Origin of the sequence: Paratissierella segnis (assembly GCF_014385195.1) — a bacterium.
GTDB lineage: Bacteria > Bacillota > Clostridia > Tissierellales > Tissierellaceae > Paratissierella > Paratissierella segnis.
Genome location: NZ_JACRTG010000028.1, coordinates 53,503 through 69,543, shown reverse-complemented (window position 1 = coordinate 69,543; position 16,041 = coordinate 53,503). Strand labels below are relative to the sequence as shown.

The following is a 16,041-nucleotide window of genomic DNA, read 5'->3' as shown; positions in this document are numbered from 1 at the left end:
TTTTAATCTCATAGCCTTGTGTAGGAGATAAAAGTTTATAATCTATCCAGCTATAAGTTATTAAAAAGACGGTGGCAAAAAGACTATAGAATATTATAAAAATTCCGCATCGTCTATAATTATAGTGGATAGATACAATAAAAAAGAAAGGAGAGTATGACTTTAGTCATTGACTATATCATACAAAGATATTATGAGTTCTGTATTAAAAGAATTTGATGCTATTACAAAAATTCCGCGCCCAAGTTTTCATGAAGAAAAGATAAGAGATTATTTATATAATTGGGCAAAAGAAAGAAATATTTATGTGGAAAGTGATGAATATAAAAATATATTTATGATAAAACCAGCAAGTCTTGGTTATGAATCCTATAAACCAATTGCTCTTCAGGCGCATACAGATATGGTCGCAGAAAAGGCTTTAGGAGTAGAACATGATTTTTTAAATGATCCTATTGAATATTTTATAGATGGAGATATTGTATCTACAAGGGGGAGGACTACACTAGGTGCAGATAATGGTTTAGGTATGGCAATTATTTTAGCATTATTTGATGACAATACCCTAAAACATCCGAAGTTAGAAGGGATATTTACAAGTGCTGAAGAGGAGGATTTTAGTGGTGCAGCTAATTTTGATATAAACTTAATACAAAGTAAATATTTAATCAATTTAGATTGTTGTAATGATAATCAGATTGTATGTGCTTCTGCAGGGGGAATAACATTTGATGGATATAAACAATTATGTTATGCAGAACTAGAAGGAGAATTTATAGATTGTAAAATTTCAATTTCTGGATTTCAGGGGGGACATTCTGGTGAAGATATTCATAAAGGAAGAGGAAACACAAATATATTATTGTTTCGATTATTACATTTGTTATCAGATTTAGATTTTTATTTGTTAGATATTTCAGGTGGAAGCTTTAGATTGGCTATTCCAAGAGAAAGTTCTGCTACAATAAGAATTTCTAAAAAAGATTCTAATTCTTTAGAAAAATTGGTTGAAGAATTTAGAGAAATATTAATTTTGGAATTTCCAAATAGTACAGATTCTATAAAAATTGAGATAAAAGAAACTAAGTCAAATAAAAACCCTATAAAATGTAAAACATTTAATGATATAAAAAATTATATATTAACTAGTCCTGTAGATATACAAATAATGAGTAATAGTTTTGAAAACTTGGTTGATTGCTCTTGTAACCTTGGTGAAATATTCATTAGAGATGATAAAATGGTCATCATTTCAGATATTAGAGCGAGCTATGATTCACAAAGAGATTTTATAGTTGAAAAGTTAAAAATAATAGCAAAAACATATGGATTAGATTACAAAACGTATGGTGAGTATTATAATTGGCAATACAAAAAAGAATCTAAACTTAGGAGCTTGGTTGAATCTGTCTATACGAAAAATAATAGAGAACAAGTTGAAATAGTAGCCGTTCATGCGGGTTTAGAAAGTGGTTTTTTTGATCATAAAAAAGATGGAATGGATATTGTGTCCTTGGGACCGAATTCTTGGAATTTTCATTCTCCCATGGAAGCATTTAGTATTAGCTCCTTAAAATATTTTTATAAAAATTTGATAGAAATATTAGAGTTTGCAAAATTCTAAATAATAAAATAACTTGTATATAAAAATCATATGACGTTGCAAGTATTATTTAATAAAATTATAAAGAGAAAGGAATTATTAAGTATGAGAGAAAAAAGCATTAAAAAGAAAAAATTTAGCGTACCGCATATTTATGCTTTGTTGGTTAGTATTATTATTGTATGTACAATTTTAACTTGGGTGCTTCCTGCTGGAGAATTTGAACGTCAATTGAATGAAAATGGTAGATTAGTTGTAATGCCAGGTACATATCATAGAGTAGAGTCAATGCCAGTAGGATTTTTCCAAATGATTACATCTATTTATAGGGGCATGGTGGATGCAGCAGATGTAATATTTTTTGTATTTATTTCTTATGCTTCTATTGGACTTATCATTGATAGTGGAGCATTTAATGGATTGGTAGCATATTTACTTAGAATTTTAAGAGGAAAAACTAGAGTTATAATAATTCCAATTTTTATAACATTAATAGGAGCACTTTCATCAACGGTTGGTGTTTTTGAAGAGATGTTTCCTTTCATTCCCATATTCGTTGGTATTGCAATTGCTATGGGCTATGATGCAGTAGTAGGTTTAGCAATTGTAGCTCTTGGTTGCGGACTTGGATATTGTGGAGCATTTATGAATCCATTTACTGTAGGGATGGCTCAAACTATAGCTGGTGTACCACTTCTTTCCGGTAGTTGGTTTAGAATTTTAGATCATATAATATTAATTATAATTGCATCAATTTACACTGTTAGATATGCTTTAAAGATACAATCTAGTCCTGAAAAAAGTTTAGTTTATGGAGATGATTTTAGCAATATTAGTATGAGAGAAGATGACTTAATAAATCAAGCATTTGGGTTTAGAGAAAAATTAGTTTTGCTTGTTCTCGCTGTTGGAGTTGTGATTATGGTTTATGGTACTAGTCAGTATGGATGGTATTTAGAAGAGCTATGTGCTTTGTTCTTACTTATGGGATTGGTAAGTGCTATAATTATGGGTTGGAGTCCAAATGGAATAGCAGAAAAAATAGCTATACATTTTCAAGATATTGCAGTATCTTGTTTAGTAATTGGTTTAGCAAGGGGAATATTAATTGTATTGCAGGATGGCAATATAATAGATACAGTAGTATATGGTTTATCAATCCCATTGATAAATATACCAAAGTTGTTAGCTGGACCTGCTATGTTGGTAGTTCAAGGAATACTTAGCTTTTTTATTCCTTCTGGTTCTGGACAAGCAGCTACTAGTATGCCAATAATGGCACCTTTAGCTGATGTACTTGGCATTCAACGCCAAGTTTCTGTATTAGCATTTAATTTTGCTGATGGAATAACAGATATTATTTGGCCAACAGCATCTGCAGCTATAATTTGTGGAATTGCAGGAGTCAAAATTGAGAAATGGTGGAAATTCTATGTGCCTCTATTTGTAGTTCTATTTATTTTACAATTAATTATGTTAGTAATTGCAATAGCAATATCGTTTCAATAATTTGTATTATAAAAAAATCTCAATAAATAGATTTAAGCATGGGTAGGAATTAAAATGATTCTACTTTCTTTAACCTTAAAGAACATGTATAAAGCTAATGATTTAAAATGAACAACTAAATATCCAACATACTTAAGATTCATGTAGATAAAATAGTTTCTTTTGGTGGAGCATAGTTAGAAGTGAAAGGATCTATGGAAAGACAATTGATGAGTGTAAAGGAAGTGTAATTTTAAAATTGGATGCAATACAGTTTGATTAAGAAGTATTTGAAATTTGGGTGGTGTCGCAAGACGTGCTTGAGTAAGAAATGAAAATTCAGTAGAACTGTAATTTACTATAGCAAAAAGTTTAAATGAATAGATTATATTACAATTCCTGATGTGCAGATAAAGAATTAGTGAATAGTTGGTGGGGGATAATTATTAGGTATAATAAATTATTACAATATAATCCTATAGATAATAAAATTGGAGGAATAAAAATGGGGCATATATTTATAGACGGAAACAGTTTGACATTAGATCAGTTCATAGACGTAACTAGAAATCATGCAAGTGTTGAATTGACAGAAGAATCAATTGAGAAAGTAAACAAGGCGAGAGCCCTTGTAGATAGATATGTTGAAGAGGGTAAGGTCGTTTATGGTATTACTACCGGCTTTGGAAAGTTCAGTAATGTAACTGTTACCGGAGACGAAACAAAGGCTTTGCAAAAAAATCTTATTATGAGTCATTCTTGCGGGATTGGCAATCCTTTTGATGAAGAAATAGTAAGAGGTATAATGCTGCTTAGAGTTAATGCTTTGGCAAAAGGGTATTCCGGAATCAGATTGTTAACATTGCAGACACTGATAGATATGCTCAACAAAGGTGTACATCCGATAATTCCGGAAAAAGGATCTTTAGGCTCAAGTGGAGATTTAGCTCCTTTAGCTCACATGGTATTGGTAATGTTAGGTGAAGGTGAAGCTATTTATAAAGGGGAAAAATTAACAGGGAAAGAAGCTATGGATAAGGCAGGAATCAAAACGATTGAATTGACTTCTAAAGAAGGGCTTGCCCTTATAAATGGAACTCAAGTCATGACTTCAGTAGGCGCCCATGCTGTTTATGATGCCATTAATTTAAGTAAAACTGCAGATGTAATTGCAGCTTTAACAACTGAAGCGTTAAATGGTATAACCGATGCTTTTGACCCTAAGGTTCATGAAGTAAGAGGGCAGGAAGGACAAATAAATTCCGCTAAAAACCTTCTGAACATATTAAGAGGAAGTAAAAATACTACCAGACAAGGGGATATAAGAGTACAAGATGCTTATTCATTGAGATGTATTCCTCAAATCCATGGAGCTTCTAAGGATTGTTTTAAATATGTGAAAGAAAAAGTTGAAAATGAAATAAATGCTGCAACCGATAATCCTTTAATTTTTGTTGATGAAGAACAAGTTATATCCGGTGGAAATTTCCATGGTGAACCTATGGCACAGGCATTTGATTTTCTTGCAATTGGGCTTTCAGAGCTTGCGAACTCTTCTGAAAGAAGATTGGAAAGATTGGTAAATCCGGCATTAAGCGAAGGATTACCGGCTTTTCTTACAGAAAACGGCGGAGTAAACTCGGGATTTATGATAGTTCAGTATGCTTCTGCAGCTTTGGTTTCTGAAAATAAAGTATTGGCTCATCCGGCAAGTGTTGATTCCATTCCTTCATCTGCAAATCAGGAAGACCATGTATCGATGGGTACAATAGCCGCTAGAAAAGCAAGAGAAATCCTTGGTAATGTGAGAAAAGTATTGGCTATGGAGCTGTTCGGGGCATGTCAAGCAATAGATTTAAGAGAAAACAAAGGCTTAGGAGCAGGAACCAATGAGGCATACAATATAGTCAGAGAAAAGGTTGATATGATCCATGACGATATAATAATGAATGTTGAAATAAATCAATGTGAGGATATAATATTATCCAATGTGATAGTCGATAAGGTAGAAGATAAGATAGGGAAATTGCTATAAATCTGAAATGTAAATAAAGATGATTAAAAAATCTACAACCGAAAGGTTGTAGATTTTTTGTTACAGTTAGAAGCTGTGAATTTTCTAAATCTAAAAATCTACGTGTATCAAAAACTTGATACACGTATCATTTTTGTTATAAAAATGAATTTGTAAACATTATATTACTAATTTTATGGGCATTTTTGCGGTGCGTTTGACTGATACATAACTTGGCACAGTATTTGCTTATATTAAGCATTAGAATTAAATAAATTGAGTTAAAACAAAATAACAAGGAGCGTACTGATGATTGAAATACTTATTATTACACACGGTAAATTTGGTAAAGAACTTATAAGGAGTGCCGAATTGATTGTAGGCAAGCAAGAGCAAATATATTCATTTGGTCTTGAACATGGTGATGATGTTTCGGAGTTAGCTTCGACTGTATGTGATTACATATCACAAAAAACAAGCCAGGGTAAAGAATTGATTGTTTTTACTGACATTTTTGGAGGTAGTCCAAGTAATATTGCTATACAAAATTTAAAAAAGTTAAATTTTTATTATATTACAGGAGTAAATCTTCCAATGCTTATAGAAGCACTTATTGCAAGACTGGAAAAAGATATAACTGCAGAGCAATTGACGGAAAGATGTACTGAAGTGGCTAAAGAAGGTATAAGAAATATATCAATCGATTCTCTTAATGGCAGACAGTGTAAGTAACGGCTTAGACCATATTTTAGTGAGGTGCTTGCCATGCCTCAAAAAATCGCAAAATACTATATGAGTGGGGTTGTGAGCTATGCTGATATTGTACCAAGGAGGTGAAAAAGGTGGCCGGTTTGAAATTAGTACGAATTGATGACAGATTAATACATGGACAAATCATCACGAAGTGGTTACATTCATCCAGAAGCAATACTATTGTTATTGTTGATGACGAGCTGGTGAATGACGAATTCTTATCAAGTGTATTTTTATTGGCTAAACCTGATGGTATTGATGTAGAAATTAAGTCTGCAGAACAGGCAGCGAAAGAATGGAAAGAAACAAAACTTGGCAGTGGAAACATATTAATGCTGTTCAAAACCGTAGAGCAAGTTAAAAAGGCTGTTGGTTTTGGTTTGGAAATAAAAGAATTGCAGGTTGGAGGCATTGCCGCAAAACAGGGTAAAAAAAGAGTGTTTTCAACAATTAGTTTGTCGCAAGAGGAAGTTTCAGATTTAATTGATTTAAGCAATAGAGGGATCAAAATATATTTTCAAATGGTTCCTGAAGCAGCCAGCACGGATTTAGATAGTATTGTTAAACAAAATTTCAGTTAAAAAGAAAAAGCATGATATTTTAGAATAGGGGGACTTTAAATGACAATAGTACAAGCAATTATAATTGGGTTGATATACTTTTTGTTTAGGTTTACGCAACTTGGATTGACATTCTCTGCGCCATTTTTCTTTTCTCCGTTGCCTATGTCATTTTGTGTAGGTTTGGTATTAGGGGATGTAAGCACGGCGGTAATGGTAGGTGCACAGCTTCAGCTTATATATCTTGGGTTAGTCAGCCCGGGCGGCTCTGCTCCAAGTGATGTTGCCATTGCCGCGATGGTAGGTACTTCTGTGGCGTTAACAACAGGCATGGCGCCTGAAATGGCAGTGGTGCTTGCTGTTCCTGCAGGATTAATTGGAAGACAGTTGAACGTATTGGCATATACAATAAATGTTGCATGTACTCATCTTGGTGATAAATATGCGGAAGAAGGCAGCATCAAAGGAGTGATTATGTCAGGAGCACTATTGCCGAATATTTCGAAGCTTTTACTGACAATTCCACTGGTAATAGTAGTTTATTTTGGACCTACAGTTGCGGAAGCAGCAATGGAGGCTATTCCTCAATGGCTACTTAACGGGTTTGCAACAATCGGAAGTATTATGCCGGCATTAGGATTTGCAATTATGCTTAATGTTATAGGTAAAAAACAGCTTATGCCTTATTTCGCAGTTGGATTTTTAGCTGTCCAATATTTAGATATTCCGATTTTACCATTGGCAATATTTGGCGCTGTTATGGCGTTCTTACATTTGACCTTTACAGGGAAAATTGGCGAAAATGCAAAGAAAATCGATATAGATGAAGAAAGTCAGGTTGATGAAAAACATTTACTTACAAAGAAGGATGTAACTAAATCATATTTAATGTGGTGGACATTTGCGGAATCAACTCACAACTACGAAAGATTATTGGGGCATTCATTCTGTATGGCTATGACACCAATAATCAAAAAACTTTACACAACAAAAGAAGATATCAGCGCAGCACTGCAGAGACATATGGTTTTCTTTAATACGGAATCAGTTTGGGGTAGTGTTGTTGTTGGAATTACAGCTGCAATGGAAGAACAAAGAGCGATGGGTGCTAACGTTCCGGACTCTGCAATTAACGGAATTAAGACAGGCTTGATGGGACCATTTGCAGGTATTGGAGATACATTGTCATATGGAACATTGTTGCCTATTATTTTGGCGTTATTTGTTCCTTTGGCAAAAGCGGGAAATCCTATTGCCGGTATTGCTCCGGTTTTAATCTTTGGAATTTTATCCCTGTTTATCGGTTTATGGTTGTTCCGTTTTGGTTATAAATTTGGTTCGAAATCTGCCCTAACATTACTTAAATCAGGTATGTTTGAAAGTATTATTATGGGAGCAAGTATTCTCGGCTTATTAATGATAGGCGGTTTGGTTGCGGAATATGTAAATGTTACAACTCCCTTGGTAATTACAACAGGCGTTGGTGAATATGCTATACAAGATATATTTGATTCAATACTTAAAGGGTTACTTCCGCTTTTAACCCTTGGAGGAGTATATGCGTTTATTAATAAGGTAAGCAAAAATTATGTTGTTGCAATCCTTCTTCTGTTCATAATTGGAATCGTATTGGGCGGACTTGGAATTATTGCATAATTAAATCTTATAGGGGCAGATGAATGCCTGCCCCTATATTATTGTTAAAGGAGTCTTTATATGGAAAAAAGAGTAATGATAATCGGTGCCGGTAAAATCGGCAGAGGATATTTGGCGGATTTGTTTGGGGATGCGGGATATCATATTATATTTGTTGATGCCTTCACCGAAATGGTAGATAAGCTTAACGAAGCTGGAAAGTATACGTTGTTTATAAGTGGAGAAGGTAAGGTTGATAAAAAAATAATATCAAATTACGAAGCTTATTCCTGTGAAAGGGATTTTGACAGAGTTGTTGAAATTATAGCTGATTTGAATATAATTTGTGTTTCTTTATATCCAAGTGCATTTCCCTCTGTTGCAGATCAGCTCTCGGAAGCAATAAAGCTGCGTATAAAAAATAATAATAAAAAACCTCTTAATGTATTTTTCTTTGCAAATAAGGTTTTTACAGCAAGGAAAATGAAAGAGCTGATTACTGAACGTTTGGATTCGGAAATTGAAAAAAATTATTTCATGGAAAATGTCGGCATCATAGAGGCTTTGACTGTAAGAGGTGGTGTAAAGCCTACTGATGAAATGCTAGCTGAAGATCCTTTATGTGTTTCGTCTTCCGAAGGCAGAGTTTTAAAAGTAGGAGATAATATAATCGGAGAGAAACCCGATATGCCTTTTATGGAATATTTGGACAAGATGGAGGGAAGACTTGCAAAAAAGGTGTGGTGCGGAAATATGCTGCATTGTACCATGAGCGCAATAGGTAATTATAAAGGATATAAATATAACATAGAGTGTTCTAAAGATAATTATATTAAAAATATTATAGACAAGGCATTTGACGAGGCGGATTTTGGTGTAGGAGAGGAATTTGGGTTTACCCAGGAAGAAATGCTGGAAAATAAAAAGCATTATTTTGATGTTTTTTGGGATTGTAAGGTCAAAGACGATATAGCAAGATTAGCAGCTGATCCAATGAGAAAATTGAGTTATGACGACAGATATATAGGACCCGCTTTGCTGTGCTTAAAGCGAGGAAAACTACCGTATTTCCTTGCACGCAGTGCTGCATATCTTTTAATGTATGATAATGAAGAAGACACGGTAGCAATAAAAATGCAGAATATGATCAGGGAAAAAGGTATAAAACAGGCAATTCCTGAAATTTGCGGATTAAATTTAGAGATTGAAAATGAAAATATATTATATCAACTAATATATGATAACTATATGGAAATATGTTTTCAAAAAAATTAATTAAATAAAAGGAGAAAAAGATGAAATATTCAGCCAATGATATAGCACATATGATAGAGCATGTGCCTAAAATCGGAAATGGTTATGAAGAATTGGAAAGATTATGTTTGGAAGCAATTGAGTATCAATTCGCGGCAATGGATTGCACTGAAGCAAGTGTTGGATTTTGTAAAAATATTTTAAAGGGTTCCGGAGTAAAAGCATCAGCAACTATTTCTTTTCCTCTGTCGCAATCTTCAACTGCAGCTAAATTGTTTGAAGCTGAAGAAGCCATTAAGGCTGGGGCAGATGAAATTGGATTTGGTGTCAATATTCTTGAGGTTAAAGCAAAGAATTATAATTATATTAAAAATGAAATGAATGAAATTGTTAAATTATGCAAAAGAGATAATTTGGCCAGCAAAGTTACATTTGAAAATTATTATTTAAGTGATGAAGAGAAAATATGGTTATGTGATATAGCTTCCGAGGTTGAAGTAGGATATGTAAAAACAAGTACGGGTTTTGCTCCCGGCGGTGCAACAGTAGAAGATGTAAAACTTATGCGTGCTCATGTGCCTTCCACTATAGGTGTAAAGGCGTCGGCGGGCATTCGTGATTTAGAAACGCTGCTAGTGATGGTTGAAGCTGGAGCAACTCGTATTGGAACGACTTCCGGGGTAAAAATTATTAATAAAATGCGTGAAAAAAACAATATTTAAGGAGAAATTATATGAGTAACAAGTGGATTAATCTTAGTGATAAAGTTGTTATTGTAACAGGCGGAGCAGGCGGTATAGGAGAAGCGATGGTAAGAAATTTTGCTGCTAATGGAGCAAGAACCATTTCTGCAGATATAAAAATAAATGAGGAATATAAAAACATTGAACTGATTGACAGTATTATATGCGATGTTTCCAGTAAAAAATCAATAGATAATATGGTGGAAACCGTATTTAAAAAATACGGAAGAATCGACGGTTTGATAAATAATGCAGGGGTAGGACGAATAAGACTTTTGATTGATTATTATGGGAAAAAACCGGAGATGGAATCTTCGGAGGATGATTTTGATTATATGGTAAATATAAATCAAAAGGGCGTGTTTTTCTGTTCTCAGGCAGTGGCAAGGATTATGGTGAATCAGAAAAGAGGAGTTATTGTAAATGTAACTTCCGAGGCAGGGATAGAAGGCTCCAAGGCTCAAAGTATCTATGCGGGTACAAAAGCTGCGGTACATGCTTTTGGATTATCATGGGCAAAGGAATTAGGTCCTTATAATGTTAGAGTTGTGGGATTGGAGCCTGCAATGAATGAACGAACTAATCTAGGTGGAGGCGGTTATTTTGAAGAACTGTCTTATGCAAGAGGACAAGAGCCGGATCCAAAGAAAATACACAGTGATTATTCTAAAAAGATACCTCTCGGTCGCCTAGGGCGCTTGGAAGAATTGGCTGATTTGGCGTGCTATCTTGTATCGGATCATGCAAGCTACATTACGGGGACAACCATAAGTATAACAGGTGGAAAATCAAAGGGTTAATAAATAATTAAAATAAAATAGAAGAATAGGAGGCTCAGGTTATGTTAGTTACAATGAAAGAACTTTTAGATGAGGCACATATTGGGGGATATGCAGTCGCGGCTCCCAATGTTTGGGATGAATTTTCAATAGTTGCGTCCTTAAAGGCAGCTGAAGAATTAAATGCACCGATAATTTTGGATTATAACAAGATAATGTCGGATGATATCATGCGTTTTGGGAAAATTGCAATTATGTTATCAGAAAGTGCAAAAGTGCCTGTGGCTATCAATCTTGATCATGGAAGAAGTTATGATATTTGCCTTCAAGCCATAAGGGCAGGATTTACAAGTGTTATGATAGACCGTTCGACTTTGCCTTATAAAGAAAATGTTAAAGAGGTTAAGGAAGTAACTGAAATAGCTAAAAGACTTGGTGTTACCGTAGAGGCTGAATTGGGACATGTAGGTCAAGGCTCAAACTATGCACAAGACGGTGTGAATGCATTGACAGACCCGATGGAGGCAGTTCGTTTCGTTGAAGAAACGGGTATTGATGCATTGGCTGTGGCCGTAGGTACAGCACACGGTGCGTATAAAGGGACTCCTCATATTGACTTTGAGAGATTGAAAGAATTGCGTAAATCTGTAAGCATTCCACTGGTTTTGCATGGAGGGAGCAGTACGGGTGATGAACTTTTAAATAAAGCTGTTGAATGTGGTATTTGTAAAGTCAATCTGTCTACGGATTTATTGGTTGCTGGAACAGAAACCTTTAACGAATGTATGAAAGATGAAAAAATGGGTGTAATGTTTTTTGCACAACAGGCATTTATTCAGGGTTTTAAAGATAAACTGTGTCATTACATTAAAATATTTATGTCAGATAATAAGGCATAGGAAGGAGGTGAGACATAATGAAAATGATGAAATATGCAGCTGTAACCGATCTAAAACAGGCTGAGGTTTTTGAACGACCAGTTCCCAAAATGGGGGAAAATGATCTATTGGTAAAATTATATGCTTGCAATATATGTACCGCAGATTATGGAGTGTGGACTGGTTCAAGGAAAAAGCAATTTCCTGTTGCAGGAGGTCATGAAAATATAGGTATTATTATTGACAAGGGAGATAAAGTTAATTCTGAATTTAACATAGGAGATTGTGTTGGTTTTAGCATACCTTTCTGTGGATTATGCGAAGAGTGTCGTAATGGAAATACTATCCAATGTGAACATATATTGGATGCAATTAAACCGACAGAAGATGGAGTTAGCGGCTTTATCGGATTTGCAGAATATAAAGTGGTTAATGCAAGAATTGCTGTAAAGGTTGATCCATCTTTACCATTTGAAGAATCATGTTTTTTAGAGCCACTTGCAACCGTTGTTCATGGGTTAAAAAAAGTACGGCCAACTCGATTTGATAATGTTGTTGTGATTGGTGCTGGAACAATGGGTCTATTGAATGCTCAGGTATATCGCTTTTATGGCAGCAATGTAATAATAACAGAGATGATGCAAAAAAAAATCGATGTGGCAATGTCTCTTGGGTTTGACGTAATTGATATTAGTAAAGACGACCCAGTTGAGAAAGTAAATTTGTTAACAGAAGGTAAAGGAGCGGATTTGGTAATATGTGCCGCCAGCACAACAAGTGCTAATAAACAAGCTATAAAAATGCTAAAAAGAGACAATGGAAAAGTATTGTTTTTTGCTGCAGGATATCCTGCACCAGAGTTGGATATCGATTCAAATCAAATACATTACAGAGCTATGGAATTGATAGGGACATATGATGCTACAATTTCAGATTTCATGGAAGCATCAAAAATTTTGGCTAGGAAAGAAATCAACTTAAAATGTCTATTGGAGAACAGTTTTTCGCTATCTGAAATACAAAAGGCATTTGAATGCGCAGCAACACCTGGAGCATATCGTGTTACTGTGAGATTATGAGGAGGAAAAAATATGTATACATTTAATCATTGCTGTCATTACGTATCTAATATGGAAAGAAGCATGAAATTTTATGAAGATAATTTTGGTATGGAAAAGTTGAATGAAATCAATAATGAAAGGTTTCAAATGGTTTTTATCGGGTTTAAGTCTGCTCCTGACTTTTTTTTGGAGTTGATTAAAGATAAAAATAGAAGCGGAGCATATAATCTTGGCGATAAATCATTTCACTTTGCTTTTTTTACTGATGATTTTGATGAATGCTATTCAGCACATAATAAATCAAATATAGTTGTATCCAAGGAGTTAGAAAAGTGCAAATATTTTGTCGAAGATCCGGATGGATATTTAATAGAAATATTGAAAAAAAGATAAAGAGTGTAAGTATTGAAAAAAGTCATAGATATTGGTAAAATATATATAATCATGGGTATTATGTTTTATTGGAGGTGCATCGATGAATTCTGATAACATAACGATTAAAAGAAAAGATAGAGTATATGATGCATTGTATGGTCTTACAAAGGATCTTTTTTCAGACGATTTGGAACCTGACATGCAGATAGGCTTTGAAGCCAGCATAATCAGCAGGGAAACAGGAATACTCAGAAACAATGTAAGTAAAGAATTAAACACTCTTTTCAGAGAAAAAAAAGTAGTAAAGATAATGGGGAAAACAGTATGTTTTCTCCATTCGGGATATTTAGAGGATAAATTTGATATAGCATTAAAATCATATCTTTTCGAAAATCAGAAAGATTTTTTAAATTTAATTAAATACAAAGATAGCGGAAAAAATGATGATCAAATAGTATTGAGTAATTGGAATGATAATTATGTAAGAGCGGATTGTGTAAGTAAAAATACTTTTGAAAACATCATCGGTTCTAAGGATAGCTTAAAACTAATTATTGATCGGGTAAAGGCTGCTGTCCTGTATCCGCCCAACGGTTTAAATACATTAATAACTGGGGCTACAGGAACCGGCAAGTCCATGCTCGCTGAGGCTATATATATGTTTTCCTGTGAAGTTGGAAGATTGAAAGCAGATGCTCCGTTTATTGTATTTAATTGTGCGGATTATAGTGAAAATCCGGAATTGCTAAATTCTGCTTTATTTGGGCATGCTAAAGGTGCATTTACCGGAGCTGAAAACGATAAACAAGGCTTGGTTGAAAAAGCAGATGGGGGAATATTATTTCTTGATGAGGTTTATCGTTTGCCACCTGAAGGGCAGGAGATGCTGTTTTTATTAATGGATAAGGGAGTTTTCCGCAGACTGGGAGAAGCAGAGAGCGTGAGGCATGCGAAAATTTTTTTAATAGCGGCAACAACCGAAAATATAGATTCCATTATGCTGAGCACATTTGTTCGCAGGTTCCCTGTGTTGGTTAATATTCCAAATTTAGAGGAAAGGACTCTTAATGAGCGACTTGATTTTATAAATTATTTTTTTCATGAAGAATCCTTGAGAGTAAATATGCCAATAAAGGTTTCCAAGGGAATTGTTCAGGCATTGCTATTGTATGACTGTCCGGGAAATATCGGGCAATTAAAAAGCGATATTCAAATGCTCTGCGCGATTTCTTTTCTTGACTATATTAGATATAAGTATGATTATATGGAAGTAAAACTTTCATATGCCTCTTGTAGATTAATGGATGGATTTTACAGAATTCGTAATAATAATAAATTGCTTATGGATATACTTGGTACGAATTATAATGATGATTATTTTTATTACGGAATCGATAAGCCTAAAGAGCAGTTTAATTTAAAAGATGGATTTTATGAGTCAATAGCAAAAAAATGGGAGGAGCTCAGCGGTCAAGGATTAAACGATACGCAAAAACGAAGGGAAATAACAATTGAATTAAATAGGCAATTTGATGCTATGTTTTCAAAGGTGAAATTATCTAAATCAAACTCGATTATGGATACAATATCTAAAATTGTTGAGCCGAGGATTTTGGATATTATCAGAAACTTTAAGGAAACGTATTCTAATTCACATATGAGTGAAAGAGAGATATACGGACTTGCTTTACATATGAATTCAATATTAGAAAGAACATTAAATGGAAATAATATGCAGCCTAACGGTTTTGATGAATATTCGAAGGAATATACAGATGAAAATGTTTTGGCGAAAACTCTTATTAGGTCCATGGAAGATGTTTATTCTGTGCAGATACCTGAAAATGAAATACATTTTTTAACAATGTTCTTGCATACCATAGGTGAAAATAAAAATGATAATGGTGTAATCGTGCTGGTAATTACGCATGGGCAATCTGCAGCAAGCACTATGATTGATGTTGCCAGCAGTCTTCTTGGAATTGATTACGGATATGCGATAGACATGCCTTTGGAAGAGAGAATACAAGATGCTTTTGAACGTGTTTTGTGCTTAGTTAAAAAAATTGATTGCAGCAAGGGTGTTTTGATTTTAGTTGACATGGGATCTACCATAAATTTTGGGCACCTTATTACTTCAAATACGGGAATAAAAACAAAAACAATAGATAAGGTTAGTATGCCAATGGTACTGGAGGCGGTTTCAAAAGCGGTTGTTCCGGGAATGGATTTGGACACCCTATATAAAGATGTTATTAGTATAAGCACATGTAAAAAACAAGAAAGGGAAATTCCTTATGCGGGATATTCGTATAAGTATCTGGCCAATTGTGATCCTGAACATTATAAAGATATTATGGTGGAAATAATCGAAAGCACTTTGACGTTTTTAAATCCGCAGAAAGTATGTGATATTTTAATGTCTGTCTTAAAGGAAATATTAAATGAATTGAATGTAGATATAAGCAACAGTATTATAACAAAATTTTTCTTTCACTGTTCTTGTATGATAGAAAGAAGCATAAGGAAAGAATCGTTTTCAAATTATGAGATTTCGCAAATCAAAAGTGAATATGAAGAGTTATTTGCTTTAGTCCGGGCTAAATTTGTTGCTATAGAAGAATGTTATGCTATCAGTATTCCTGATGATGAAATTGCATATGTGGTGGAAATGCTTGGCACTAGTATTCATGTGATTTGAAAATAGCCATAAAGCAGCTTTTTTATGGACCGGTGATAATATAAATATAATGATTTTAATTATAAATTGTAGATTGTAGGATGTTCAGAAATGGACATCCTTTTGCTTGTTAAGAACGAGTAAGTTTTTTTAAATTAGGTAATAACTATAGTATTGATAAAATAATTATTTTTTTATTTTTGAAACTTTTTTCTCTT

At 34.0% G+C, this 16,041-nt stretch carries 13 protein-coding genes; all 13 read left to right on the top strand.

The annotated features are described in order from the left end of the window. The first annotated feature begins 193 nt into the window (after positions 1-193). The 13 genes from pepD to H8707_RS11750 all read left to right on the top strand — a co-directional run bounded on the left by pepD (position 194) and on the right by H8707_RS11750 (position 15,844). Positions 194-1,624, top strand: a complete 1,431-nt coding sequence (pepD, locus tag H8707_RS11810; protein WP_262430337.1) for a beta-Ala-His dipeptidase — start codon at positions 194-196, stop codon at positions 1,622-1,624. Positions 1,625-1,708: 84 nt separating this feature from the next. Beyond that, a complete protein-coding gene (locus tag H8707_RS11805; RefSeq protein WP_262430336.1) occupies positions 1,709-3,112 on the top strand; it encodes a YfcC family protein in 1,404 nt (467 codons plus the stop codon). A gap of 484 nt (positions 3,113-3,596) precedes the next feature. Then, positions 3,597-5,126 carry a histidine ammonia-lyase gene (gene hutH, locus H8707_RS11800; protein ID WP_262430335.1) on the top strand — a complete coding sequence of 510 codons (1,530 nt, stop codon included), beginning with the start codon at positions 3,597-3,599 and terminating at the stop codon, positions 5,124-5,126. Positions 5,127-5,414: 288 nt separating this feature from the next. Next, entirely contained in the window at positions 5,415-5,837 is a 423-nt protein-coding gene (locus tag H8707_RS11795; RefSeq protein ID WP_262430334.1) for a PTS sugar transporter subunit IIA, read from the top strand. Between the two features lie 110 nt (positions 5,838-5,947). Further along, the gene (locus H8707_RS11790; protein WP_262430333.1) at positions 5,948-6,439 is read left to right on the top strand and encodes a PTS system mannose/fructose/N-acetylgalactosamine-transporter subunit IIB; all 492 of its coding nucleotides are present in this window, start codon (positions 5,948-5,950) and stop codon (positions 6,437-6,439) included. A 39-nt stretch (positions 6,440-6,478) separates the two neighbouring features. Next, positions 6,479-8,074: a PTS system mannose/fructose/sorbose family transporter subunit IID gene (locus H8707_RS11785; RefSeq protein ID WP_262430332.1), complete on the top strand. Its 1,596-nt coding sequence runs from the start codon at positions 6,479-6,481 to the stop codon at positions 8,072-8,074. Between the two features lie 60 nt (positions 8,075-8,134). Further along, entirely contained in the window at positions 8,135-9,328 is a 1,194-nt protein-coding gene (locus H8707_RS11780) for a mannitol dehydrogenase family protein (RefSeq protein ID WP_262430331.1), read from the top strand. A 20-nt stretch (positions 9,329-9,348) separates the two neighbouring features. Further along, a complete protein-coding gene (deoC, locus tag H8707_RS11775) occupies positions 9,349-10,029 on the top strand; it encodes a deoxyribose-phosphate aldolase (RefSeq protein WP_262430330.1) in 681 nt (226 codons plus the stop codon). 11 nt (positions 10,030-10,040) lie between these two features. Next, the gene (locus H8707_RS11770; protein ID WP_262430329.1) at positions 10,041-10,850 is read left to right on the top strand and encodes a sorbitol-6-phosphate dehydrogenase subunit; all 810 of its coding nucleotides are present in this window, start codon (positions 10,041-10,043) and stop codon (positions 10,848-10,850) included. A gap of 41 nt (positions 10,851-10,891) precedes the next feature. Then, positions 10,892-11,728: a class II fructose-bisphosphate aldolase gene (locus H8707_RS11765; protein ID WP_262430328.1), complete on the top strand. Its 837-nt coding sequence runs from the start codon at positions 10,892-10,894 to the stop codon at positions 11,726-11,728. Positions 11,729-11,745: 17 nt separating this feature from the next. Next, a complete protein-coding gene (locus H8707_RS11760; protein WP_262430327.1) occupies positions 11,746-12,786 on the top strand; it encodes a zinc-dependent alcohol dehydrogenase in 1,041 nt (346 codons plus the stop codon). A gap of 12 nt (positions 12,787-12,798) precedes the next feature. Then, the gene (locus tag H8707_RS11755; protein WP_262430326.1) at positions 12,799-13,161 is read left to right on the top strand and encodes a VOC family protein; all 363 of its coding nucleotides are present in this window, start codon (positions 12,799-12,801) and stop codon (positions 13,159-13,161) included. Positions 13,162-13,243: 82 nt separating this feature from the next. Beyond that, positions 13,244-15,844: a sigma-54-dependent transcriptional regulator gene (locus tag H8707_RS11750; protein WP_262430325.1), complete on the top strand. Its 2,601-nt coding sequence runs from the start codon at positions 13,244-13,246 to the stop codon at positions 15,842-15,844. Positions 15,845-16,041: the final 197 nt, after the last annotated feature.